Genomic DNA, 25,310 nt, shown 5'->3' with positions numbered 1-25,310 from the left:
TCCGTTCATTTTTAAATAAAACTTCTGAAAAAGGTAAACCTCAACAATACTTCAAAAATGAGTAAAAAACCTGCCAGCAAAATAAGCGGCCTGAATTTCTCTTCATAATTATAGAATTTGAATTCTTCGATCTCGGTTTTTTCCAGGGAATCGATCTCTTCATAGATCTCCTCCAGTTTTTCATTATTGGTCGCCCTAAAGTATTTTCCACCAGTATCCTGGGCTATCTCCTTCAATAGATCCTCATCGATCTCCACAGGCACCCTTCCGTATTGAAAAGAACCATCTGGCCTTATCGCAATTGGAGAAAGGGCGGTTCCATTGCTACCTACTCCAATCGTATATGTTTTAATACCGTATTCCAACGCCAGTTCACTTGCAATCTTAGGCTCAATAAAACCGGCATTATTCATCCCGTCTGTAAGCAGAATGATCACCTTGCTCTCTGCCTTGCTGTCTTTTAGTCTGTTTACGGCTGTTGCCAGACCCATCCCAATTGCGGTTCCATTTTCCAGCACATTATTGTATTTCACATCTTCCAGCGAACTCAAAACAATGCTTTTATCACTGGTAATGGGAGTCTTTGTAAAACTTTCTCCCGCATACACTACTAATCCAATGCGGTCACCCGGCCGATTTTTAATAAAATCTGCCGCCACATTTTTAGTCGCTTCCAGTCTATTTGGTTCAAGGTCTCTTGCAAGCATACTGGCTGAAACATCAATGGCCATCACGATGTCTATCCCCAAAGTACTGCTCGACCTGGTCGATACATCAACAGATCTGGGTCTGGCCAACGCAGTAATAACAAGTGAAAGGACCAGCAACCTTAAAAAGAACAATACAGGCCGAAGTTTTCCCAAAATTCCCGGGTTCGCTTTAAATCCCTGAATGCTGGAAATCCTCAATACGGCCGTTTGCCGGTTCCTTTGCCAAATATACCAGGCCACAGCCAGCGGAATAAGCAGCAAAAGCCAGAAAAACTGAGGGTCTTCAAAGATCAAATTCTCAAACATTAATTTTCAGCGTTTCTAAGTTCAACAGAATCCATTATTCGGTTTGCGATCTCTTCGGCATAGGTGTCTCCTTCATTCCAGATCACGACAATTTGTTGATATCCGCCACCTTCAGCAAAATTCAGGATAGTATATTCCTTTTGAAGGAGCCTGTCATTTTTCCATTCCAGTCCCATGGTTCCGAAGATACGGAGGCCTTTAGCTCCATTTAGGGTGGTAATATCTTCCTGCTTGGTAATGATATTTCGGGCGCCATTTTTTTCAAGGTAATTATAAACCTCCTCAATTGCAGATTCCAGCTTGAAATCCTGACCCACCGGGCGGGTTTTCAGATCAACATAAAGATTTGATGCCAGGCTACCTGCTCTAAAAGTTTGTTTTCCGGCGTTGTTTGAAACGGAATCATTGATAACCCGGGTAAGTACCTGCGGAGTCGTGACCGCCACCGCGGGAGATCCGTACTCACTCCTGATCCAATCCCCTTCCAGCATTTCCTTGCTCTCATTTCCGAAATAAGTGTCCCTGAAGTAATCAAAGCCTTTAGTGGAAATAACGTAAGCGGTACCTGCACCAATCAGAAGCACAAAAATAACCACTCCTAAAATGATCTTTCTCACCTTCTTTTTTTGCTCCAGTTTTGCCTTGTATTCCTGATCCTTCAACAGGTCTTCTTCGGAAGGCTGTGGTATGGAAGCTTTGGTGTCTTTGATGACATGTTCCACACTGCTTCGGTCTTCCCTGGCTGTGATCACATCAGGTCTTGAACCGGCAAATTTTGCAAGATCGGCCCTTTCCAAAATAGTTCTCAGTTTCAAAATGGTCTCTTCAGAAAGATTCAAATGTCCGGTTTCCTTCTCTTGTTGCAAATATTCGATCAACTCGCCGGTAGTACTCTCCATAGCGTGATCATAAACTTCCCCGTCAAGGTAACGTCGCACCGCCGCCGAAAGCTGGGAATAATATTCCTTTATCTCCCGCTGTTCCAACAAATGGGAATTGTCAAGCTGCTGCAGTTCGAAGATCGCCTGTTCATATGGCGGCAATTTTTTAGCGGCTTCAGCCTTTTTTCTCCTTCTTCGGAAATAAAACAGGACTCCTATGAGGATGATCAGGAGTATTCCTATCAACCACCATAACCACACAGGTACTGAAAACCCCGAAGGGACTTCTACCGAAGGTTTTATAGGAAACATTTTTTGTTTGGTAGTGTCAACCGCTACGTCGGCAACTTGTATTAAAACCGAATCGGTAAACACAGGTCTTTCATTGATGACCAAGCGTTGTCGCGGGATGGTATAACTTCCGGAATCCCACTGCGTCAAAGAATATTCCTTGATCAATTTGAAACGCTCCTGGATCCTGTTGGTGTCAATGGGGAAAGATTCGACCATTTCCAATGGTGTGAAGGTTTGTCCTTCCGGAAATACCACCAGATCTGAAGAATCGGTTTCAACTTCAATTCGGTATTTAATTTGTTCCCCCAGTCTGATCGAGGCGGTATCAACCTCTGAAGTCACTTTTTGAGCTTCAGTAGACAGGGAAAAAAGAAATGAGAAAATGAATAAAAGATAAAAGATGAAACGGCCGTTCTGGGCCGGAATCCTTTCTTTTTTATCTGAAATATGATGGTTCATTTCTTTACTGTTCTTATAAATACAACTAGGCTCTCATTTTGAAGTAGCCCAATAATTTTTTCACATAACTTTCATCGACACGGGTACTCAAATTTCCCGCACCGCTTTTTCGGAAACTTTCGCGGAAATATTCCTGACGTTCCCTGTAATATTTCGCATAGCCATTTCTAACGCTCTTCGAGGAAGTATCAACCAAAATGGTCTTTCCGGTTTCCTCATCCAGCATATTTACCATTCCAAGATTAGGTATTTCCTCTTCCTTAGCATCAAAAACTCTAATTCCGGTGACGTCATGGCGACCACTGGTGATCTTTAGGGTACGTTGATAATTTTCGGCCATAAAATCTGAAAGCACAAAAACAATCGCCTTCTTTTTCATCACTTTTGAAAGAAAACTAAGAGCTTCGGAAATATCGGTTTTCTGACTCTTAGGTTCAAATTCGAGCAGCTCCCGAATGATCCTGAGTACGTGAGATCTTCCTTTTTTCGGTGGAATATAGAGTTCAATGGCATCAGAGAACAGAATGAGTCCTATCTTGTCATTGTTCTGGGTAGCCGAAAATGCCAAAGTAGCGGCAATTTCCGTGATAATATCTTTTTTGAAACCGTTTCGTGTTCCGAAGAGACCCGAACCCGATACATCAACCACCAGCATCATGGTAAGTTCCCGTTCTTCCTCAAAGACTTTGACGAAAGGTTCAGAATAACGGGCGGTAACGTTCCAGTCAATATTACGAACATCATCCCCAAACTGGTATTGGCGCACCTCGCTGAAAGTCATCCCCCTACCTTTAAAAGTAGAATGATACTCCCCACCAAAGATATGATCACTCAATCGGCGGGTCTTGATCTCAATTTTTCGTACTTTTTTTAGTAGTTCCTTAGTATCCATTATTCAATTGGCAATGAACAATTAACAATAAATTTTGCTTGCAATTATGAGCTTTCACTGATAATTGACAACTTATAATTGGTCATTGTTAAGGGACTTCAATCTCATTAACGATCTTATTGATAATATCTTCTGAAGTCACATTTTCAGCCTCAGCCTCGTAGGTGATCCCAATTCTGTGACGCAGTACGTCATGAACCACGGCACGCACATCTTCGGGCACCACATAACCACGTCTCTTGATAAAGGCGTAGCATTTAGCAGCAATGGCCAGGTTGATACTTCCACGGGGAGAAGCACCAAAACTTATAAGCGGCTTTAATGTTTCAAGATTATATTTTTCAGGAAAACGGGTAGCGAAAACAATATCAAGAATGTATTTTTCGATCTTTTCATCCATATAAACCTCACGCACCGCTTGCTGAGCTCTTAGAATCTGCTCTATGCTCACTACCGGTTTCACTTCTTCAAAAGCTCCTTTTAGATTCGCGCGGATGATCATCTGCTCTTCACTCATTTGCGGATATTCGATCACGGTCTTCAGCATAAAACGGTCAACCTGCGCTTCAGGCAACGGGTATGTTCCTTCCTGCTCAACCGGGTTCTGGGTAGCCATTACAAGGAACGGCTTGTCCAGTACAAATGTCTCTTCCCCAATGGTAACCTGCTTTTCCTGCATGGCTTCCAGTAAGGCAGACTGTACTTTGGCCGGAGCCCTGTTGATCTCATCAGCCAGCACAAAATTGGCGAAAATGGGTCCTTTCTTGATACTGAAGTCATTCAGCTTCATGTTATAGATTAGCGTACCCACAACATCTGCCGGTAAAAGATCTGGCGTAAACTGGATTCGGCTAAAACTTCCGTGAACCGCTTTGGAAAGGGTGTTTATAGCAAGAGTCTTTGCAAGACCGGGAACCCCTTCCAGAAGTATATGTCCCTGTCCCAAAAGTCCGATTAATAAACGCTCCACCATGTGTTTCTGGCCAACAATGACCTTTTTCATTTCGGCGGAAAGTATATCAACAAAAGCACTTTCGCGCTCTATTTTTTCATTGATACTTGCAATGTCTATTGAGCTGTTTGTTTCTTGCATTTAAGTCAAATTTTTGGAATGTGAAGATAATCATCCGTGTTCAACGGGGCAAATTCCTTCAAATATTCCACCATAATTTGTTAAAAAAAAGTTAAAAGAAAAAGGCAGCGGGTTCTCCGCTGCCTTTATTACTGATAATTAACGTTTTAACAATTACAGGATTATTCTCCGGTAGAAGTTTCTTCCGTGGTATCAAGTAGGACAGGTTCTAATTCGGTCACCTCTCCTTGCTTCACCTCAACATTATTGATTGTTTTTACTTCAAGACCTGATGCTTCAGAAGGCGTAACTGTCACCAAATAAGTTCCCGGCTTTAGGCCGTGTAACTGAAATCTTCCTTCGGCATTTACATAGGCAGTGGTAGTCACATCTGCGCTCTCAGCTTTAACCACAACCTGGTCTGTAGAAGGTGTCACCGTTCCCGCAATAGATCCGGCATCTTCTTCAACGGCTAGTCTAAGAACCGGTTTAAGGCTATAACCGCCATTTCCTTGAGCAACTACAGACTGATCTACATCAAAGTCAAGGATGAAGGAATAATAGGTATCGGCAACTAATTCCTGGTCTACCTTCAATTTAAGACCAGACTGCTGTGCGCTTGGAGTGTCAAGAACCAAAGTTTGACCACCAACAACTATGTTATTGTTATCTCCCAGGATTAACCTCATTTCCTGAAGGTTTCCGGCAGCAAGCTCAGTTTCACCTAAGAATAGAGTGTTACCTCCGGTAAGCTCCAATAAGTTGATAGTTTGAGGTTCCACACCTAAGCTTACCCAGCCTTCTTCCTCGGTTTCTGCTTCTGCATCGCCTGCGACGGCTTCTCCTTCAGCATCGGTTTTGATCATGACATCTATGACCTCTACATTCACTTCCTGATAATCTCCTGGTGCATCGGTCAATTTAACGGCTACCTGTGCGGTTCCTTCAGGATTGTTTGAATCATCATCATCACTACAACTTACAAATCCGGCTGCAACGATCAAGGTCATTAAAAATAATTTGGTCTTTTTCATAAAAAGGGTTTTTGTGTTTAGGCTTAATAACGTTCGATTAAAGGTTTTAATTTATCGATAAACTGACTTTAACTTTTTTTAACTTTACTTCCATTCGCTTTAACAACGGGCTTTTCCATACATGGAGATTTGTTTCTTACTTTTAAATTATGAGACAAAAAAAATCCTATTCCCGCATCATTCAAGGTTTAACTTACTGGGAGCATGAAAGCTACGGAGACAAGATCAGGCTCTTTCAACACAGTGTGGAAAGAGATATGACCTCCTTCCTGGCCTTGGGACCGAACCGTGAGACTTTAACAGAAAATTCCCTGGGAACGGCTTTGAGTGAAAGTGGACTTAGCAGGGATGAAATTCAATTATTAGCCGGGATGACCGGGGTTCCAAATTCACCTGATGACCTGGTTGAGCAGGTAGAAGAAATACTGGATCATCTAAAAACCGATTATTTAGACCTGTTTTTCCTTGATCTCAAGGCTCCTTCTGAGGTCACTGTTCCGGCGATCGAAAGACTTATTTCGCAAGGAAAGATCCACGAAACGGGCATCTATGATGACAATTTCACTTCACAACCTCAGCAAATAAAGATGGAAGCGGTACGGGCAAATCTCACTGACTGGAAAATTACGCCGGCTTCAATGAAAACCTTAACTTTGAAAATGGCTTCTTCCGAAGACCTTACAGAAATGGTATGGATCCATTTGATGGAGATAGATCAATTCGGAAAAAAGCTAGACGAAATAAGCAGCAAATATGAGCTTTCTGGCCGGGAGCTGGTCCTGGCCTGGTTCCTGCAACATCCGGCACATTTTCATCCGGTTATAAAAGGAAATACAATAGCACTTATAGATTCCGCCGTAAAGGCGCAACATAAAAAGATCATAGAGGAAGATTGGAAAAACCTTCCGAAGAAATTAGAAATCACAGCATAATAATATGACCAAAACAGCATTGATCACAGGAGCTACCAGCGGAATTGGAAAAGCCACCGCGGAAGCGTTTGCAAAAGAAGGATTTAACCTCATAATCTGCGGAAGGCGAAAAGAAGCTTTAGAGAAATTACAAAAGGAGCTTGGAGAAGAAGTCAAAGTTCTCTCGTTGCAATTTGATGTGAGAAATAAAGAAGCTGTCAAAAATGCGATTGGAAGCCTGCCTTCAGATTTTCAAAAAATAGATATCCTTGTCAATAATGCAGGAAACGCGCACGGGCTTGACCCAATTCAAACCGGTAACCTGGATGACTGGGACGCCATGATCGATATTAATGTGAAAGGGCTATTATATGTGAGTAAGATGATCATTCCGCAGATGGCAGAGCGAAAGGATGGCCATATTATCAATATTGGTTCTATCGCCGGAAAGGAAGTGTACCCAAACGGGAATGTTTACAGCGCCAGCAAACATGCAGTAGACGCCATAAATAAGGGAATGCGAATAGACCTTAATGAAAAAGGTATTCGGGTTGGTGCCATAAACCCCGGGCTCGTTGAAACTGCTTTTAGTGAGGTGCGTTTTAAAGGTGATTCTGAAAGGGCGAAATCAGTTTATCAGGGTTACCAACCTTTAAAACCGGAAGATATCGCAGATATTATCCGCTTCATGGTCACCCGCCCATCTCACGTGAACATCGCAGACTTGCTGGTATTGCCAACTGCGCAGGCGAGCTCTACCATCGTTCACAAAGAATAGTGTTAAAATAGTTTTCCCCCATGATCAACAAACGTTTACTGATTAAAAACCTGCTTGCGCATAACAGCGAAAACAGCTTTTATGATAAAAAACGACAGATCAATCTTGGGGAAAAAGAAGGAAAAGCGAAATTTCTAAAGCATGTTTGCGCACTGGCAAATTCCAACCCGGCAAATAACTCTTACATCGTGATAGGGGTTGAAGATGAGGACAACAGTATAGCCGGAGTAGATTTCTTCGATGACAGCAAGATCCAGAATCTGGTTAATGCTTATCTTTTGAACCCGCCTTTGGTTTCTTACGAAAATATACCTTTCCCGCATTTGCCCGATGACCTGGTGGTGGGGTTGGTGAGCATAAGACCCTCAAAAGGGAGAACCTGTTCCCTGAGAAAGAATATCTGGAAATATTCTGCAGGAACAGTATTCTACAGGGAAGGCAGCATTAGTATTCCTGCTGAATTTGCACGATCCCCTGAAATAGGAAATGAGGAAGTGGTCACTTCTATAGAGACACATTCCCAAAACAATGTGGAGATGACTCTCGACGGAGTCTTTGATTTTTTCAGAAAACACGAAGATATCAACCCTACTTACAAGGTCTTCAAAGAGTATTTTGTAGTATGTTGGTCTGGCAAGAAAAAGGTGGTTAAAGACGATATTTATTACTCAAGAGTAGATATCGCCCTAATAAATGAACAAGTAAAACTGTTCTATTCTGAATTAGATGAGGTGAGTATTAGCATAACTTCCGATCAATTTAAGATCCTGGAATATGTAAGGTTGGGCTTGAATCAAAAATATAAATATTACCCTCTGGAAGAGGTGGAGATAAATTTCAGGAATAACGCTACTTATGAAATGACCACAAAGCTTCTTTTTGAACCCCCGCAGTTCGAAAAGAAAACTCTGTATCACATATACAATGCGAACATTGCCCTAACGAAAAAACTAAAAGCGCAACTCCCCCTTACCTCCAATGAGGAAAAAGATCTCTTGAATATGCCTGCGACCTATCTAATTTGTTATTTTAACGGTTTCCAGGATGCCATGGAACGCCTTGAAGAAGCCCGGGAAGAATTAAAGAACCATAACTCCAGGGGCTATCAACAGTACAAAGAAACCATGAGGATCCTGAGAAAAGTAAAATATGAATAATATGGACAGAACGCTGGTAATAGGAGATATACACGGAGGTTTGAAAGCACTTGTTCAGTTGTTGGAAAGAGCGAAAGTAACCCCTGAAGATGAAATCATCTTTTTGGGAGACTATGTTGACGGGTGGAGTGATTCGGCCAACGTAGTAAGTTACCTGATCGATCTTGCGAAGCAAAATACCTGTATTTTTTTAAGAGGAAATCACGATGACCTGGCCCATCGTTGGTTAAAATCTGGCGAAATGAATGATCAATGGTTGCAGCATGGCGGCCAGACAAGTATTGACGCATACCGCAAATTTTCAGAAGATCAAAAAGCAGAACATATTGAGTTTTATGAGCAGATGGTCAATTATTACATAGATAAGGAAGAACGACTTTTTGTTCATGCAGGATTCACCAATCTTAAAGGCCCCGCTCAGGAATATACGCCAACACCCTTCTACTGGGACCGAACTTTATGGGAGCTGGCAGTTTGCGTAGATCCCAGCTTACAACCTGGGGAAATTGGATATCCCAGAAGACTGGAACTCTTCAATGAGATCTTCATTGGCCACACTCCCGTAACCCGAATTGGCAGCACCAAACCTCACAAAGCGGCGAATGTTTACAACATGGACACAGGAGCTGCCTTTAAAGGTAAGCTCTCCCTTATGGATATAAATTCTAAAGAAGTTTATCAAAGTGATGAGGTTTGGACTTTATATCCTGATGAAAACGGAAGAAATTAAGATTATTTTTTAATTGCTACCTCCCATATCTTTTTACATTTGTAGATTACCCTGGAAACCAGGTTGGTTTAGTTATTGAGGTAAGTAACTTATAGAATACATATTATGGCTTTAGAGAATATCAGACTAGAAGTGATGAAAACTGTAGAGAAATCTATAGACTCCTTTGTAGATAAATACCTTATCCCCGTTGAGGATATATGGCAGCCAACAGATCTTTTGCCGAACTCTCAAGACGAAGGTTTTTTTGATGAGGTTACCCAGATCAGGGAGGAAGCCAAGGAATTAGGTTATGATTTTTGGGTGGTTTTAGTTGCCGATATGGTTACCGAAGAAGCCCTGCCCACATACGAATCATGGTTGATGGATATGGAAGGGGTGGAACAACACGGCCAGCAAAAAGGAATGCAGAATGGATGGGCTAAATGGATCCGTCATTGGACAGGGGAAGAGAACCGTCATGGAGACACCCTTAACAAATATCTATATCTCTCCGGAAGGGTAGATATGAAGGAGGTCGAAAAAACGACCCAGTATTTGATCAACGACGGTTTCGATATTGGAACCGGAAGGGATCCTTACCGTAACTTCATTTATACCAGTTTTCAGGAATTGGCAACAAATATATCCCACAAGCGTGTTGGCCAGCTGGCCCGAAAAAAGGGAAATAAGATGCTTGCCAAAATGTGTAATATCATTGCGGGAGATGAAATGCGTCACCACCTGGCTTACAGGGAATTCGTAAAGACCATTTTTGAATACGATCCTAGCGAAATGATGCTGGCTTTTGAGGATATGATGAAGAAAAAGATCGTTATGCCTGCGCAATTCATTAGAGAATCTGGCCAGGGAATCGGGGAAGCCTTTGAGAACTTTTCAAATGCAGCTCAAAGATTAGGAGTTTATACCACCCAGGATTATATCGAAATTTTGCAAAAATTAAATGACTTCTGGGAGATCGATAAGATGAACTCATTAACCGATAGGGCTGAAAAAGCACGGGATTATCTTATGAAGTTACCTGATCGTATGACAAAGATCGCAGAGAGAATAAAAGTACCGCAAGACCGCCACCAGTTTGCCTGGGTTGGCGCTAATGGAACCTTATAATAATCAGGATCAAAAAAGAAAAAACCCCGCAGTTAGCGGGGTTTTTTATTGTTATTTAAATGCTTTATTCCTGCTTTTCCAGGTCTTCCCTGTTCCATTTCGCAAGATCGGCCGCAGCGCTGTAGGTACTATGTAGAAACTCCAATAGCATTTGTTCCGGGTCTTCCGCACTTTGAACTTCGGAATAGGGTAAAATAAATTCTCCCAGTTCCTTGTGAAAATAAGCTTTTTCAGGCTGCACACTTGCCGACTCAAAACCTGAAGGTTGCGGGTAAATGTAGCAATAGAATGCCGCAAATGGGACGGAGTCATTTCCCTGCCAGAATCCACAACTGCAAACTTCATGCGAATAGGCTTCCCTTGCAACCCGGTCCGGCAGGTTTGGAAATCCCCCTGGGTGTACTGGCGCTTTCCTTCCTGAAAATCTTGATGCAGCCAGGTCAAAACTACCCCAGAAAAAATGCACAGGACTTGCCTTTCCGATAAATTCAGCTCTAAATTCATTAAATACCTTATTCACTTTCAATAAAGCATATTGGAAAGCAACCGCAACCTTTGGACTATAAGTGGCATGGCTGTCATCGAGGTCAAAAGCTATGGGATCACTAATTTCATTGGGGACCTTATGGATCTTTATCTCTATCTCCAGTTTATTTAGATCGCCGGTTAATTTCTTATAAAATTCTGCGACCGAGAGATCCAAAAGACTGAAGGTCTTCTCCTCTTTTTTAGAGGTGAAAATGTTCAGCCTGTGATCAATAAAGTCAAGGTCGATCTTAAAGTTTTTCTTTGCAGAGGGAAGATCCCCCGTAGTAAGTCCGGTTGGTGTGACCTGCAACGCCACATGCCAGGAATGATTAACCCATGGCAGGGATTCCAACTTAATTTTTCCGACGATCTGGGTCCATAAATGGACTGTGTCATACGTTTCTTTCCCCTCCTCAAAAGATAACCGAGGCCATTTTTTGCTTTCCATAATCTTTAATTTTTATGTTGAAGGGGGCGGTTTATTTACATAGTTCTCAAGTCGATTTTTGAAAATCCCATTCTTTCTTTTCTATCTTGAAAATATTGGCCGGACATCCTTTATAATCGGGCAAGGTTTTTTCCAGCTGCATCCCATTCTTTCGCGCGACTTTTTCCGAAGCAATATTATCTACATGCACCATAGAGATCAACGATTCTGAAAAACCGTTTTCAAAGGCATAATTTTTACACTTTTGAGCAGCTTCGGAAGCAAAACCATGTCCCCAGAATTCAGGTAAAATGGAATATCCGATTTCAAGTCTGCTTTCGCCTTCAACTTCCTGAACCAGCAAGCCGCATTGCCCAACCAATTTTCCGGTAATTTTATCTTCCAATACGTTCATTCCTCCAAGATCATTCTCATACCTGTGAAATATCTTCTGAAACCAAGCTTCACATAATTCCGTTGCCGACAGGGAAGTATCAAAAGCGAGAAATTCCGCTACTTTTTCTTCCCTGAATAATGGCAGCCAGTCTTCAAAATCGCTTTTTACAAGAAGGCGAAATTTCAGTCTTTCAGTCTCCTGTCCTTGCAGTAAATATTTCATGTTTAATATTTTGAACTTCAATATTAATTAAACCTCTCAAGATTTTCACCATTTTAGGCTGAAGCTTTTATCCTTTTCCAGAATAACATGTGTTCCCAACTCGCTACCTTCCCTGTCTAACACCTTTTTCAACCATTGGATATCCTTTTTCCGGGCTTTATGCAATTGAAATTTTTTTATTTCCATGGGAACCAATTTAAGAGATTTCAAATTTCCGGTACTTGATTCTATTTCCGGAAAATACATCAGGCTCAATTCACCTCTAAACTGCTCCATCCCACTGATTCCTTCATAGTCATTAAAAAAATCTCCTGCTCCGTAAATGATCAGTTTATTCTTGTAAACTTCTATCCCCAATGGATGATGCGAAGAATGACCAAAAATGAGATCCACATCCCCTTCATCTATCAGCTTATGAGCAAATTGTCTATGACTCTTCGGAATATCATATCCCCAATTACCACCCCAGTGAATGGAAAAGATCACAATATCACCTTCCTTTTTATGGGAGCGTATGTTTTCCTTTATCCTGGAGATCAATTCGACATCAATTCTTTCTATATAATTTAGTCCCGATCTATTTTTCTCTGCTGCCCAGGAAGACGGGATTCCACTGCTTCGGGCGCCAAAAGAGAATACCAACACACGATCACTCCCGGCATGCAAAATGGAAGGTTTTTTCGCAAGGTCCTGGTTTTGTCCTGCTCCTGAATAATTGATTCCCGCATTCCGAAGCGTTTGAAGGGTTTCTTCCAGACCTGGTCTCCCCCAGTCCATTATATGATTATTTGCAAGACTGCAGTGGTTTATTCCTGCAGTTTTGAGAGCCTTGATATTTTCCGGATGCATCCGGTAATGAATCCCTTTCCCCTCCCACGGGTCATCGTTTGTAGTAATACTAGTTTCAAGATTGATCAATTTTAGGTCTGGTTGTAGTTCCTTCCAAACTTTTAGGGCGTCTCCCCATATGTATTTGTAGCTAACCGGCAGTTCGATCTCCCCATTTTCCCTTTCAGCAAGCTGAATGTAAGCCCCGGCATCCTTTACATAAGATTCATATAATGTTGAGTTAACCGACTTTTGAAAAGCCTGGTCAATTCCCCGTCCTAACATTACATCACCGCAGAGAAAAAGAGTACTATTTCTACCTTTTTGAACACTCATTTTATTTTGGGAAAAACAAAAAATCACAGATAGCAACATAAAAAAAAGCACTACCAAATCCTTTCTTAAAACATTCATTTTCATAGCCTTAATTCCACTTATAAAATACCAAAAATCAACGAATAAATTGTGAACAATAGAATTGGTCGTCTGAAGAAATAATTACAAGCTAAAAAGTTTATTCCTAATATTGCAGCTTCTATAATCATCAATTATGAGTTCTCCCAGGAATCCCCTTTTCATCGTTTTGGCTTTCTTCTCGATCTATTTTATTTGGGGATCCACCTACCTTCTGAATAAAGTGGCGGTAACCGAATTACCCCCGTTCATGCTTGCTTCCATTCGTTTTATGACCGCCGGAATCCTGATCTTTATTCTTGCCAAAATATTAGGGAAAAGCTTAAAGATCACCCGGAAACAATTTCTGAATACCATGATCGCCGGATTTCTTTTTCTGGCTTTTGGAAATGGGATCTCGGTATGGGCTTTAAAATTTATTGATACGGGTATCGCTGCCTTAGTCATTTCAGCGCAACCGCTCGTAGTGCTGGTACTGCTATATCTTCTTGACGGAAAAAAGATCCTGCCCATGTCAATGGTAGGAGTAGCACTGGGAATTTCAGGAATTTATCTTTTGGTAAGTCAGAATGAGATCGTGTCCAATGAGAACTTTTACCTGGGGATCACCATGATCTTCGCTTGTTTGATTAGCTGGTCATTTGGCAGTCTATTCGTTGGTCGCTCCAATCTCCCTACTAATCACTTTGTAAATACTGCCTACCAAATGTTCACGGCGGGGATCATGTTAGGAATAGCAAGTCTGCTATTCAATGAAGAATGGAGTTCCCCTGATATTTGGAGTGGTCGCACCCAGCTATCAATGATCCTTTTGGTCATCTTCGGAAGTATTGTCGCATTTACTTCTTTCAATTACTTGTTGAAAGTGGTTTCTCCGGAAAAAGTAGCGACTTCAACCTATGTAAATCCTGTGATCGCAATGTTACTAGGATGGTATTTCTTGAACGAACAGATCACCACTCAATCCATATTGGCAGCTTCCATCCTCTTAACAGGTGTTTTTTTTATAAATACCAAGAAAAAACTGGTGATCTTTTCAAGGTTCACCAGCAAATTACCTCTAAAAAACAGGAAAATTTAAAGTCTTTAATTCGTATCCTCCTGAACCGAATCTCTTTTAACCACTATATCCAGAACATTAGCGTTCACCACCTTAAGTATCGGGGTCCTGTCATAATATGTGTAAAATCGGTCGATCAGACTGTCTTTGGTGTAGTGTACCGCTACATTTGTGCGCACATTGGCCGGTTGCCCGTTATAGATCATCTCATTGGAAAAATATGAAATCACGATAACCCCGGTCAATCCTGAATAATTAAGTTTGGTGTTGGCCTTAACGGGAATATGTACCCGGTCTGTAAAGGTCATTTTATCAATTCCGGTGTTCTTTTTCCAATTTTTCCACCAGTCTATCACTTCTTGCTTTCCACTGAGGATTGTGCGGGTATCAGCATCACCATCAGGGAAATAATATTCCACGTTGTCTGCCAGCATTTCTCCCCAGGAATCGAAGTCCAGACTTTCCATACGGTTCAGAGCTTCGTCACTTAGATCTGAATACCTGTCAGATGCGACTTCGTAATTAGATTGATCTTCAGATGCAACGGTATCCTCTTGATCTTTTTCGCGGTCTTTACATGAAAATAGGATCAGGAATAGAGCTGCTAAAAACAATACACTCTTTTTCATAGCACTTCATTTTTAAGTTAAAAAGCAATTCATTTTATGTCCCGAACACTATTAAAGATACCACTTAAAATTCATAAACTAAAAATAAGTTGCTGACAATAAGGCTTTTGAAGGCGTTTCTTACATTTACATATCCTTTACTAAATTGGGATTTAATGTTCTCATGATCCATAAGATTTGTATTTTCACTGTCAGCTTCTATAAAAAGAAAATACTCGTGTACCAGAAGATTTTAAAACATGTTTCTACAGATATCAACCTGACTGCATCGGAAAAAGATGAGTTCACCAGTTTACTATCTCAAAAATTGATTTCCAAAGGAGAGTATTTAATTGAACCCGGGAAAGCTGTAACTTCAGAATACTACGTCATTCAAGGCTGCCTTAAGGCCTTTTATATGGATGAAGCCGGGGAAGAACATATCATTCAATTCGCGATCGAAGATTGGTGGATCAGTGATTTTGAATCTTTTTTCAGCGGAAATCCCACAACACTACATGTAGAAGCCATTGAAGATTCTAAATTACTAGGACTTGAAAAAGGGGTTTTAGAGGAACTTTTCATAAGAATTCCAAAGTTCGAGCGTTTCTTCAGAATCAAAACCACCAATGCTTTTGTTGCATTACGCTCTAGGGTGCTTTCTACTCTTCAGAAAACAGGAAAAGAACGTTACCTTGAATTTTGCAATACTTATCCCCAGATCGAAAAGAGAATTGCAAATTACCACATAGCCAATTACCTGGGTTTACAGCCGGAAAGCCTAAGCAGAATTCGAAAAGAATTATCGTAGTTTAACCATTTTTAACCCTTCCGCTTAACATACATCAAGGAGAAACGCTTGACTTCTTCCTTAAATTTGTTGAATTCGATTTTCAGGTGAAAGTTCGAAATCAAAATATGAATAAAAACAATTACAATGAGCGATAAGCAAGCATTATTAAAACCATATAGTAAAGGAACACTAACTCTATCAAACCGGGTAGTAATGGCTCCCATGACCCGAAGTAGAGCGAGTAATGAGGAAAATAAAGCGACCGGTGATTTACACGGAGAGTATTACAAACAAAGAGCGAGTGCCGGCCTGATCATTACTGAAGGTTCTCAAATTTCAAAACAAGCTGTAGGCTACATCAATACCCCGGGAATTTATTCCAGGGAACAGGTTGAAGGTTGGAAAGAGGTTACTCAAAAAGTACATGAGGCAGACGGAAAAATATTTATTCAGTTATGGCATGTGGGAAGAATGTCTCACCCTGATTTTCATAACGGGGATCTGCCCGTAGCACCTTCTGCGATAAATCCTGGTGAAAAGTCTTATACGCCTGAAGGATTTAAAGATACTGTTACTCCAAAAGCAATGAGCATTGAGGAGATCAAACAAACTATCGAGGATTATAAGAATGCTGCCAAAAATTCTATGGAAGCAGGCTTTGACGGAGTGGAAATCCATTCTTCAAATGGATACCTCCTGCATCAATTTTTTAATGGCACCTCCAATCATCGAACTGATGAGTATGGCGGAAGTATTGAGAACCGTGCGAAAATATTATTTGAGGTCATCGATGCTATCAAAGAGGTTATGCCCGAACATAAAATCGGATTGCGTTTGAACCCTTCGTTAAATGGCATTTTTGGAATGACCATGGACGAAGAGACGATCCCAACATTCGATTATATTATTAAAAAATTGAATGACTACGATCTGGCTTATTTGCACCTTTCAGAACCGTTTAATGATGTTTCTGACATACCATACGCAGAAACGGAGATTGCAAAAAGGTACAGACCAATGTATGATGGTACATTGATAATTAATGCCGGATTTGATCAGGAAAGCGGAAATAAAGTGCTAGCTGCTGGCAATGCCGATTTGGTAGCATTTGGTAAACCGTATATTTCCAATCCAGACCTGGTAGAAAGATTTGAACAGGATGTACCTTTATCAGACTGGGATCAGGATACTTTTTACACTCCCGGAAAAGAAGGATATCTTGATTATGAAATAAAGACTAAACGAACGGAAGTTCTTCAAGGGTAATTTTCACAAACTATCTTTAAAAGTCCGCCATCCCTACAGGTGGACTTTTTTTACAAATAAAAAACCCGCCTCTCTCGAAGCGGGTTTTTTACAATTAATTATTTTCTACAAATTAAAGATCGAACTTGATCCCCTGTGCCAATGGCAACTCGGTAGTGTAGTTGATGGTATTGGTTTGACGACGCATATAAACCTTCCAGGCATCAGATCCTGATTCTCTTCCGCCACCGGTTTCTTTCTCACCTCCAAAGGCTCCACCGATCTCAGCTCCTGATGTTCCAATGTTCACATTGGCAATTCCGCAGTCAGATCCTTCGGTAGAAAGGAACCTTTCAGCCTCACGCAGGTTGTTTGTCATTATTGCAGAAGAAAGACCTTGTCTTACTCCATTTTGAAGTTCTAATGCGTTTTCCACGTCCCCGCTGTATTTCATTAGGTATAATACAGGTGCGAAAGTCTCGTGCTGTACGATCTCAAAGTGATTTTGAGCTTCGGCAATAGCAGGTTTCACATAACATCCGCTTTCATAACCTTCTCCTTCAAGAACGCCTCCTTCTACAAGGATCTTTCCGCCTTCCTCAACCACTTTATCTAAAGCGGCCTGGTAGTTCTTCACAGAATCCTTGTCAATAAGCGGACCTACGTGATTATTTTCGTCTAATGGATTTCCAATTCTCAATTGTTTGTAAGCGTCAACAACTGCTTCTTTTACCTTCTCATACACATCTTCGTGTACGATCAATCTTCGGGTAGAAGTACAACGTTGTCCGCAGGTACCTACAGCTCCAAAAACAGCTCCGATCACGGTATTCTTGATATTGGCATCTGGAGTGACGATAATGGCGTTATTTCCTCCTAATTCAAGTAATGATTTTCCTAAACGAGCAGCTACATTCTGGGCAACGATCTTCCCCATTCTAGTTGATCCGGTAGCAGAGATCAAAGGCACACGCTCATCTTTAGTTAGCATTTCTCCTACTCTGTAATCTCCGGTGATCAAACAGGAAATTCCTTCCGGAAGCCCGTTTTCAGCAAATACTCTCGCAGCGATATTTTGACAGGCTACTGAAGTAAGCGGAGTCTTCTCTGAACCTTTCCACACACATACATCCCCACATACCCATGCAAGGGCGGTATTCCATGACCAAACGGCAACCGGGAAGTTGAAGGCAGAAATTACACCTACGATCCCAAGCGGATGGTATTGCTCATACATTCTGTGTCCGGGACGCTCAGAGTGCATGGTCAACCCGTGTAACTGTCGGGAAAGACCCACGGCAAAATCACAGATATCGATCATTTCCTGAACTTCCCCTAAACCTTCCTGGTACGATTTTCCCATTTCGTAGGAAACCAGTTTCCCAAGAGGTTCCTTCAGCCTTCTCAACTCATCATTAAACTTACGAACGATCTCCCCTCTCTGTGGAGCAGGCATGGTTCTCCAGGTCTTGAACGCTTTGGAAGCAGTCTCGATCACCTTCTCGTAGTCTTCACGGGTAGTTGATTTCACTTTTCCTATCAACGCCCCGTCAACCGGAGAATAAGATTCGATCACTTCTCCCGAAGAAAACCAATCGTTCCCGGTAGAAGTACCATTATTTATATCTTGAACGCCCAATTCCTTAAGCGCTTTATCAATTCCGAATTTTTCAGCTATTGAACTCATTGTTGTTGTTTGTTTTATTAAAAATTTGTTTGGATGATTGCGAATATAAAAAATTAAAGACGGAAAGCCTTCAGCCTTTCATCACAATCCTTTGAGCTGCTATTTCTTTTCCATCACTGTCCCGCATTTGTTACAGGTTCGCAACTCTTCACTGTTGTAGAAATGCTCAAAATGTTTCTGGAAATCATTCTCAATATCATTTAGCGGGAAATACACTTCATATAACTTGTTATTGCAGTTTTCACAGAACCACAGCAAGCCGTCTTTGGCATCCAACTCTGTTCTTTTTCGTTCCACCACAATCCCTATTGACCCGGCAGACCGCTCAGGCGAATGAGGCACTTTCGCGGGGTGAAGATACATATCCCCGGGACCAAGTTCCATGGTTTGCTTTTCCCCGTCTACCTGTACATGTACTTTGATATTTCCTTCCAGCTGGTAAAAAAGCTCTTCGGTTTCGTTATAATGATAATCCTTCCGGTCATTAGGGCCACCCACTACCATCACGATATAATCTTCAGAAGCGGGATAAAGACTTTTGTTGCCCACAGGCGGTTTCAACAGATCTCTGTTCTGTTCCACCCATTTATTTAAATTAAAAGGTTTAAGTACCGGCATTTTATACGTTTTTTAAAAGCTTAAATTTACGGAATCTTTTGCTTAACGGAAGAATTGAAGGTTTAGCATTTTCTTCGGAAGTATGATAAATAAAGGACAGACTAAAATTTTTCCTAACTTTCTGCTCTAAACTTCCGAAAATGAAAAAACTGTTTCTCTTTTTAAGCGTCATATGTCTTATTGGCTGCAATAATCAATCCGAAGAAAAATCGAAGGAATCCATTTCTACTGCCGAAGAAGTTGACAGCATCCCGAACTTTGGGATCGTGATTCACGGCGGTGCCGGCACTATTTTAAAAGAAAACATGACCGATTCCCTTGAACAGGCCTACAAGGCAAAACTGGAAGAGGCTATAAGAACAGGGCATGAGATCCTGGCCAAAGGAGGTACGGCTTTGGAAGCTGTACAACGCACTATCAATGTTATGGAAGATTCTCCATTGTTCAACGCCGGGAAAGGCGCGGTCTTTACCAATGCCGGCACCAACGAGCTGGACGCTTCGATCATGGATGGTGAAACACTGAATGCAGGCGCTGTCGCCGGAGTTAAAACGGTCAAAAATCCTATCGATCTCGCCTACGAAGTAATGGTGAATTCAGATCATGTAATGCTTGGCGGGGAAGGCGCTGAAACCTTTGCCAAGGAACAGGGTATTGAACTGGTAGATCCACAGTATTTCTATACTGAAAGTCGCTATAAAAGCTTGCAACGCATTCGCGAAAAAGAAAAAACCGAATTAGACCATGATGGAAAGACCGCTTTTATGGACCCTTTCATAAAGGACTCAAAATTTGGAACGGTAGGTTGTGCCGCTCTAGATAAGAATGGAAATCTGGCCGCAGGGACTTCTACCGGAGGAATGACAAACAAGCGATGGGGACGTATTGGTGACGCGCCGATCATTGGAGCCGGAACCTATGCGAATAATGCCACTTGCGCGGTCTCAAGTACCGGATGGGGAGAATTTTTCATTCGCGGAATGGTAGCCCATGATATTTCGGCATTGATGGAATACAAAGGACTCAGTCTTGAAGAAGCCGCGAAACTCGTGATTCAGGAAAAGATCCCCGCATTGGGAGGTGACGGTGGCATCATCGCTATCGATCACGACGGAAATGTCGCGATGGAATTCAATACCGCCGGAATGTACCGTGCTAAAATGAATAAAAACGGAGAGCTCGAGATCGGGATCTACGGAAAATAAGATCTTAAAAAACTCACTTTCAGCAGCTTTCTTCTTTCTGAAAAAGCTGCTTTTTTATTTAAGTTTTCCACCTTTTGCAGCCCACCAGGGATGTATCTCCACTTCCAGCCTGCCGGCTGCCACCATAGGATCAAGCCTTGCCAGACTGTCGGCCATTTCTTCAGTGGGAGTATTATAGATGGCAATACCGCGAATATCTCCTTCGCTTTCAAAAGGTCCTACCAGGCTTAAATAACCTTCTTCCGCCATTTTGGTGAAATGTGCCAGGTGTTGTTTTTGAAGTTCTGCAGCCTCGGTAGAATCCTGGCTTCGGTTCTTACCAGATTTCAGAAAAACAACATAATACTGCTGCATTAAATAAGTTGTATCGCCGTCTTTATAAAAGAAGATCTGGTGACCCTTAGATTTAAGTTTTTCCGCTTGTTCTTCAGGAGTTGATAGAGTATCAGGACTTTCAACCGCGACTTCTGCCGGTCCCGGTATTCCTCTTTCCGTTTCCTGTTTACAGGAAACCAACCCTGCCAGAAGTAGAAGTATCAAAAATGTAAGTTTTCTCATGTCATTTATTTTTAAACGGATGCTTACTTAAGTAGGAATTATAGAACTCCTTTCTCCCTGTGACCTCTTCACCCAACCACACCGGCTTTTCAAATTCTTCTTCTTCAGTAGAGAGTTCTACCTCTGCCAGGATTAGTCCGTCGTTACTACCGAAGAATTCATCGACCTCGAAAATATGCTTCCCAACCGGGACCTCGTAACGAACTTTTTCGATCACACCGGGTTCGCAGAGAGGCAGTAAAGTTTCGGCTTCGGAGACCGGGATCTCCTTTTCCCACTCAAATCTCGATAATCCGCTCTCGTTTGATATTCCTTTGATCGTCAAAAATGCCTTTTCTCCTTTAATTCTTACCCTTACAGTCCTTTCAGGATTAGAGTTGAGATAGCCCTGGACGATCCTGGTATTTTTACGGGCCTCTTTTTTAAAGTTTACTGTGGACTTTAAAAGAAACTTGCGTTCAATTTCCTGCATTACTCCTGCTTTGCTATTTGTTTAATTTCGTCTGATTCGATCTTCTTTTTTTGATAACCTTCGTTGGCCACAATGATCATTGCTTTAGCGATGGTTTCCGGGTGAATGCTTTGGTACTTTTTAAGTGGTCCAACCATCAAATAATTCAGCACTTTCATAACGTGTTTACCAAAGGCTTCAAAAATGCGTTTTTCTTTTCGATCTCCTGCTATCAATGAGGGTTGAAAGATATAGGTTTCCGGAACTTCGGCCTTTAAAACATCTCTTTCCATTTCTCCTTTGGTCTTATTATAGAACATCTTGCTGTCAGCATCTGCTCCCAAAGCAGAGATCACCAGGAACTTTTCGATATTATTCTTTTTGGCCAGTTTTGCAGCCGCAACGGGAATCCCATAATCGATCTTTCGATACACATCCTCATTGGGTGTTTTAGATTTAGTCGTGCCAATGTTGCAATATACCTCATCTGCAGTGAACGATTCGGCATATTTCTCTAGCTCAAAAAGGTCAATAAGATGTTCCTCGATCTTGGGGTGGTTGATTCCCGCAGTACTTCTGGAGAACAGCTTAACGGAATCATATCGCCTATCTTTCAGCAACTTTTCAAGCACCAGGCCACCGGTCAATCCGGTAGCACCAAGGATTATGGCTGTTTTCATAATTACAATTTTTAGATCATTCAAGGTAGTTGATTTATGGCTCATTTCAAATGTCAATCTGAAGGACTACTTCTGAAAGCCAAGCGGAAGATTCCTTAAATTTGCGGAATGGAAGGGGCAAAAAAGCGAAAAATTATTCACGTAGACATGGATGCCTTCTATGCCTCTGTGGAACAGCTCGATAACCCCGAACTACGAGGAAAACCTGTAGCGGTGGGCGGAAGTTCCCAAAGAGGCGTAGTATCTGCAGCCAGTTATGAAGCCCGAAAGTTTGGAGTAAGAAGCGCGATGAGCAGCGTGATCGCTAAGCGCAATTGCCCCGAACTTATTTTTGTCAAACCCCGATTTGACCGGTACCGCGAACTTTCTAACCGCATACGCGCAATCTTCCTGGAATATACAGATCTGGTAGAACCGCTTTCCCTGGATGAAGCCTACCTGGATGTCACAGAGAACAAAAAAGGAAATCCCAGTGCTTCGCTCATCGCGAAAGAGATCAGGCAAAAGATCCTGGATAAAACAGGCTTAACAGCTTCAGCAGGCATTTCTATCAATAAGTTCATTGCCAAGGTCGCCAGTGATTACAACAAGCCAAACGGACAAAAGACAGTCAACCCTGAAGAGGTCGAGGAGTTTCTAGAAGCTCTTGAGATCAGGAAATTCTATGGAGTTGGAAAGGTAACTGCTGATAAAATGTACCGCCTTGGAATTTTTACCGGAAAAGATCTTAAAGAGAAGCCACTCGAATTCCTCAACGAACACTTCGGAAAGAGCGGGGAATATTATTTCAATGTGGTTAGGGGAATACATTTGAGCGAGGTAAAGCCTTCACGAATTCGAAAATCCCTGGGTGCTGAACGCACTTTTGAGGAGAATATCTCTTCCGAAGTATTTATGCTGGAAAGGCTTGAAAATATTTCCGAAGAAATTGAACGCCGACTTGCAAAAAGTAAAGTTGCAGGAAAAACGGTAACCCTGAAAATCAAGTACAGTGATTTTACCTTGCAAACGCGCAGCAAAACCTTGAATTACTTTATTTCTTCAAAGGATCTTATAATGGAAACCGCCAAGGAGTTGCTATACCAGGAAAAAATGAAGAATTCGGTCAGGCTTTTAGGCATCTCTCTTTCCAACCTAAATACTGATAAGGAGGCTGAAAAAGGCGATAAAAAAGAGATCGCTGTACAACTGAAATTTGATCTATAAAAAAAGCCACCGGAAATTCCGATGGCTTTCATTCAATATTTATGAAATTTCTTAGTGTATTTCAGAAACACGTAGTGTGTTCACCATACCTCTTTCTGTGATAGGCATAGCAGCAAGGTTGATAATGAAATCTCCTTTTTCAACGAACTTGTTTTCCAGTGCGATTCTGTTCACATCATCGATCGTCTCATCTGTACTCACCATTTTATCGTAATAGAAAGCACGAACTCCCCACAACAGACTCAGCTGGTTCACGATTCTCTTATTTGAGGTAAACACAAGAATGTTAGATTCAGGTCTCCATGCAGAGATCTGGAAAGCGGTGTATCCACTATTGGTCAAAGTACAGATCGCCTGAGCTTTGATCTCATTAGCCATATCGGCAGCGTGATAACAGATCGCTTTAGTGATATAACGTTTTGTACGCACGTGTGGTGGTTCATGCGGAACTTTAATAAGAGGTGAAGTTTCAACACTCATAATGATCTGGCACATCTTCTCGATAACTTGTACCGGATACTTCCCTACAGAAGTTTCTCCACTCAACATCACAGCATCTGCACCGTCCATAACAGAGTTTGCCACATCATTCACCTCTGCTCTTGTAGGCGTAAGGCTGGTGATCATGGTCTCCATCATTTGAGTAGCGATGATAACAGGAATTCTCGCTTTCTTGGCTTTAAGAACCAATTGCTTTTGAATAAGGGGAACTTCTTGTGCAGGGATCTCCACACCAAGGTCACCACGCGCAACCATAAGTCCGTCACAATACGCTACGATCTTGTCGATATTCTCAACACCTTCCGGTTTTTCGATCTTAGCGATGATTGGAATTTTATGATCTGTATGTTCCTTGATAAGGTTTTGAAGTTCGATAAGATCTTCGCTGTGTCTTACGAAAGAAAGCGCGATCCAGTCAACATTTTGACTTACCGCGAAAATAGCATCTTCGACATCTTTTTCAGTAAGCGCCGGAAGTGAGATATTGGTATTAGGAAGGTTGACCCCTTTTTTGGATCTCAACGGTCCTCCCTGAACTACCTTAGCAAGAACTTCATCTTCTTTATTGGTCTTTACAACCTCGAAGATAAGTTTCCCATCGTCAAGCAAGATTCTTTCTCCGGCTTTTACATCTTTAGGGAACTGGTCGTAGTTCATGTAAACTCTTTCTGAAGTTCCTTCGAATTCCTCTCCGGTTACGAAAGTGATCTCATCTCCTTCAGAAACTACCACTTCTTCCTTCATTTTTCCGACCCTTAGTTTAGGACCTTGAAGGTCAGCAAGAATAGCTGTTGAAAAACCATGCTCTTCATTCAGCTCACGAATCATGTTGATACGTTGCTTTACATCATCATAGTTTGCGTGAGAAAAGTTTATTCTAAAAACATTTACTCCCGCCTGCATCATATTTTTTAAAACCTCCTTAGTACTCGTTGCAGGGCCGAGAGTTGCTACTATTTTGGTCTTTTTTGTATTTGGCATCTAGTCAAAAATTAAATTTTCCTTTGATTTTATTTGATGAGCTTCAATAGAATATGCCAATGATACCTGGGGGATCTCTTTTATCTTTTCCAGAAGAAGCTTTTCAGAAACACCTTCTATTTCTTCTTCTATCTTCAGGAAAAAATCTACCTTTTTAAATTCAGGCAGCAAATAACTCTTTTTAAAAGTCGTCTCTTTGATTCCAAACAACGAATTTGAATTCGCATTTGATTTAAATTCGGCTTTGGAAACATTACTGACCAGGCTAAAGGTGCAATACTTTAATTGATCTTCATAAGTGTAGAGAGCAAAAAGAATACGCATCCCTTCAATTTGAAAATCAATATCCTTTCGTGACCTGGCGAGCTTTAGATTTAAATATTTATTTAAGAGGAAAGCCAACTTATATTCTTCTACCGAACAATGGATCGCTATAAGCTTATATGACTCCTCAAAAACTTCATCTAAAACCAGTTTATACGCCGGCATACTTATCTTTTCATCGGAGGTTAAAGATAAAGATTGTACAGTAGAAAACTAAGTTTTTTGGCTGGATTTTTAGGAATA

At 41.5% G+C, this 25,310-nt stretch carries 26 protein-coding genes; 10 read left to right on the top strand and 16 right to left on the bottom strand.

The genetic code is table 11. The features are described 5' to 3' along the window. Nucleotides 1-11: 11 nt before the first annotated feature. The 5 genes from ACFQ1G_RS11225 to ACFQ1G_RS11205 form a co-directional block, all read right to left on the bottom strand. Entirely contained in the window at nt 12-1,016 is a 1,005-nt protein-coding gene (locus ACFQ1G_RS11225; protein WP_380739586.1) for a vWA domain-containing protein, read from the bottom strand. Continuing rightward, complete coding sequence (locus ACFQ1G_RS11220) at nt 1,016-2,650, bottom strand: DUF4381 family protein (protein WP_380739584.1); 1,635 nt, start codon at nt 2,648-2,650, stop codon at nt 1,016-1,018. Before ACFQ1G_RS11220 ends, ACFQ1G_RS11225 begins: the two co-directional genes overlap by 1 nt. Before the next feature lie 25 nt (nt 2,651-2,675). Further along, nucleotides 2,676-3,542: a DUF58 domain-containing protein gene (locus ACFQ1G_RS11215; protein WP_380739583.1), complete on the bottom strand. Its 867-nt coding sequence runs from the start codon at nt 3,540-3,542 to the stop codon at nt 2,676-2,678. 88 nt (nt 3,543-3,630) lie between these two features. Further along, complete coding sequence (locus ACFQ1G_RS11210; RefSeq protein ID WP_380739581.1) at nt 3,631-4,635, bottom strand: AAA family ATPase; 1,005 nt, start codon at nt 4,633-4,635, stop codon at nt 3,631-3,633. A 161-nt stretch (nt 4,636-4,796) separates the two neighbouring features. Further along, nucleotides 4,797-5,648 (bottom strand): DUF4382 domain-containing protein, encoded by an 852-nt coding sequence (locus ACFQ1G_RS11205; RefSeq protein ID WP_380739579.1) that lies wholly within the window; start codon nt 5,646-5,648, stop codon nt 4,797-4,799. 149 nt (nt 5,649-5,797) lie between these two features. On the opposite strand from ACFQ1G_RS11205, the gene ACFQ1G_RS11200 reads away from it, so the two are divergent. The 5 genes from ACFQ1G_RS11200 (at nt 5,798) to ACFQ1G_RS11180 (ending at nt 10,334) form a co-directional block, all read left to right on the top strand. After that, nucleotides 5,798-6,580 carry an aldo/keto reductase gene (locus ACFQ1G_RS11200; protein WP_380739577.1) on the top strand — a complete coding sequence of 261 codons (783 nt, stop codon included), beginning with the start codon at nt 5,798-5,800 and terminating at the stop codon, nt 6,578-6,580. 4 nt (nt 6,581-6,584) lie between these two features. Then, nucleotides 6,585-7,337, top strand: coding sequence for an SDR family NAD(P)-dependent oxidoreductase (locus ACFQ1G_RS11195; RefSeq protein ID WP_380739575.1), 753 nt, complete (start codon nt 6,585-6,587; stop codon nt 7,335-7,337). A gap of 20 nt (nt 7,338-7,357) precedes the next feature. Continuing rightward, nucleotides 7,358-8,494, top strand: a complete 1,137-nt coding sequence (locus tag ACFQ1G_RS11190) for an ATP-binding protein (RefSeq protein ID WP_380739573.1) — start codon at nt 7,358-7,360, stop codon at nt 8,492-8,494. A gap of 1 nt (nt 8,495) precedes the next feature. Continuing rightward, on the top strand, nt 8,496-9,224 hold the full coding sequence (locus ACFQ1G_RS11185; protein WP_380739571.1) for a metallophosphoesterase family protein: 729 nt from the start codon (nt 8,496-8,498) through the stop codon (nt 9,222-9,224). Nucleotides 9,225-9,329: 105 nt separating this feature from the next. Beyond that, the gene (locus tag ACFQ1G_RS11180) at nt 9,330-10,334 is read left to right on the top strand and encodes an acyl-ACP desaturase (protein ID WP_380739569.1); all 1,005 of its coding nucleotides are present in this window, start codon (nt 9,330-9,332) and stop codon (nt 10,332-10,334) included. Nucleotides 10,335-10,398: 64 nt separating this feature from the next. Here ACFQ1G_RS11180 and ACFQ1G_RS11175 read toward each other — a convergent pair whose 3' ends face one another. From ACFQ1G_RS11175 to ACFQ1G_RS11165, 3 genes are read right to left on the bottom strand one after another with little or no spacing between them, the layout of a single operon-like run. Further along, nucleotides 10,399-11,310 (bottom strand): DUF5996 family protein, encoded by a 912-nt coding sequence (locus ACFQ1G_RS11175; RefSeq protein WP_380739567.1) that lies wholly within the window; start codon nt 11,308-11,310, stop codon nt 10,399-10,401. Nucleotides 11,311-11,356: 46 nt separating this feature from the next. Beyond that, complete coding sequence (locus tag ACFQ1G_RS11170; protein WP_380739565.1) at nt 11,357-11,908, bottom strand: GNAT family N-acetyltransferase; 552 nt, start codon at nt 11,906-11,908, stop codon at nt 11,357-11,359. A 45-nt stretch (nt 11,909-11,953) separates the two neighbouring features. Further along, complete coding sequence (locus ACFQ1G_RS11165; protein ID WP_380739563.1) at nt 11,954-13,072, bottom strand: CapA family protein; 1,119 nt, start codon at nt 13,070-13,072, stop codon at nt 11,954-11,956. A 214-nt stretch (nt 13,073-13,286) separates the two neighbouring features. On the opposite strand from ACFQ1G_RS11165, the gene ACFQ1G_RS11160 reads away from it, so the two are divergent. Further along, nucleotides 13,287-14,231 (top strand): EamA family transporter, encoded by a 945-nt coding sequence (locus ACFQ1G_RS11160; protein WP_380739561.1) that lies wholly within the window; start codon nt 13,287-13,289, stop codon nt 14,229-14,231. Between the two features lie 5 nt (nt 14,232-14,236). Here the strand turns inward: ACFQ1G_RS11160 and ACFQ1G_RS11155 are convergent, their stop codons facing one another. Next, on the bottom strand, nt 14,237-14,839 hold the full coding sequence (locus ACFQ1G_RS11155) for a nuclear transport factor 2 family protein (RefSeq protein WP_380739559.1): 603 nt from the start codon (nt 14,837-14,839) through the stop codon (nt 14,237-14,239). A 217-nt stretch (nt 14,840-15,056) separates the two neighbouring features. Here ACFQ1G_RS11155 and ACFQ1G_RS11150 point away from each other — a divergent pair, with 217 nt between their 5' ends. Together ACFQ1G_RS11150 and ACFQ1G_RS11145 are read left to right on the top strand one after the other, a co-directional pair. After that, nucleotides 15,057-15,629, top strand: a complete 573-nt coding sequence (locus ACFQ1G_RS11150) for a Crp/Fnr family transcriptional regulator (protein ID WP_380739557.1) — start codon at nt 15,057-15,059, stop codon at nt 15,627-15,629. A 126-nt stretch (nt 15,630-15,755) separates the two neighbouring features. Next, on the top strand, nt 15,756-16,877 hold the full coding sequence (locus ACFQ1G_RS11145) for an alkene reductase (protein ID WP_380739555.1): 1,122 nt from the start codon (nt 15,756-15,758) through the stop codon (nt 16,875-16,877). 112 nt (nt 16,878-16,989) lie between these two features. On the opposite strand, the gene amaB is transcribed toward ACFQ1G_RS11145, so the two are convergent. After that, the gene (amaB, locus tag ACFQ1G_RS11140) at nt 16,990-18,543 is read right to left on the bottom strand and encodes an L-piperidine-6-carboxylate dehydrogenase (protein ID WP_380739553.1); all 1,554 of its coding nucleotides are present in this window, start codon (nt 18,541-18,543) and stop codon (nt 16,990-16,992) included. Nucleotides 18,544-18,642: 99 nt separating this feature from the next. Beyond that, complete coding sequence (locus tag ACFQ1G_RS11135; protein ID WP_380739551.1) at nt 18,643-19,161, bottom strand: 3-hydroxyanthranilate 3,4-dioxygenase; 519 nt, start codon at nt 19,159-19,161, stop codon at nt 18,643-18,645. A 140-nt stretch (nt 19,162-19,301) separates the two neighbouring features. Here ACFQ1G_RS11135 and ACFQ1G_RS11130 point away from each other — a divergent pair, with 140 nt between their 5' ends. Next, nucleotides 19,302-20,366: an isoaspartyl peptidase/L-asparaginase family protein gene (locus ACFQ1G_RS11130; protein ID WP_380739549.1), complete on the top strand. Its 1,065-nt coding sequence runs from the start codon at nt 19,302-19,304 to the stop codon at nt 20,364-20,366. 54 nt (nt 20,367-20,420) lie between these two features. Here ACFQ1G_RS11130 and ACFQ1G_RS11125 read toward each other — a convergent pair whose 3' ends face one another. The 3 genes from ACFQ1G_RS11125 to ACFQ1G_RS11115 are packed head-to-tail and all read right to left on the bottom strand — an operon-like array spanning nt 20,421 to nt 22,055. Next, entirely contained in the window at nt 20,421-20,924 is a 504-nt protein-coding gene (locus tag ACFQ1G_RS11125; protein WP_380739547.1) for a YciI family protein, read from the bottom strand. Nucleotide 20,925: 1 nt separating this feature from the next. Further along, nucleotides 20,926-21,396, bottom strand: a complete 471-nt coding sequence (locus ACFQ1G_RS11120; protein WP_380739545.1) for a CYTH domain-containing protein — start codon at nt 21,394-21,396, stop codon at nt 20,926-20,928. Continuing rightward, nucleotides 21,396-22,055, bottom strand: a complete 660-nt coding sequence (locus ACFQ1G_RS11115; RefSeq protein ID WP_380739543.1) for an NAD(P)H-binding protein — start codon at nt 22,053-22,055, stop codon at nt 21,396-21,398. The genes ACFQ1G_RS11120 and ACFQ1G_RS11115 overlap by 1 nt, the downstream gene beginning before the upstream one ends. A 108-nt stretch (nt 22,056-22,163) precedes the next feature. On the opposite strand from ACFQ1G_RS11115, the gene dinB reads away from it, so the two are divergent. Further along, a complete protein-coding gene (gene dinB, locus ACFQ1G_RS11110) occupies nt 22,164-23,261 on the top strand; it encodes a DNA polymerase IV (protein WP_380739541.1) in 1,098 nt (365 codons plus the stop codon). 51 nt (nt 23,262-23,312) lie between these two features. On the opposite strand, the gene pyk is transcribed toward dinB, so the two are convergent. Next, entirely contained in the window at nt 23,313-24,743 is a 1,431-nt protein-coding gene (gene pyk, locus ACFQ1G_RS11105) for a pyruvate kinase (protein WP_380739540.1), read from the bottom strand. Then, a complete protein-coding gene (locus ACFQ1G_RS11100) occupies nt 24,744-25,232 on the bottom strand; it encodes an IPExxxVDY family protein (RefSeq protein WP_380739539.1) in 489 nt (162 codons plus the stop codon). Nucleotides 25,233-25,310 lie beyond the last annotated feature (78 nt).

The organism is Salinimicrobium gaetbulicola (assembly GCF_042676025.1).
GTDB classification, from domain to species: Bacteria; Bacteroidota; Bacteroidia; order Flavobacteriales; family Flavobacteriaceae; genus Salinimicrobium; species Salinimicrobium gaetbulicola.
The sequence above is the reverse complement of the archived record's forward strand: the minus strand, read 5'-3'. Positions and strand labels throughout refer to the sequence as shown.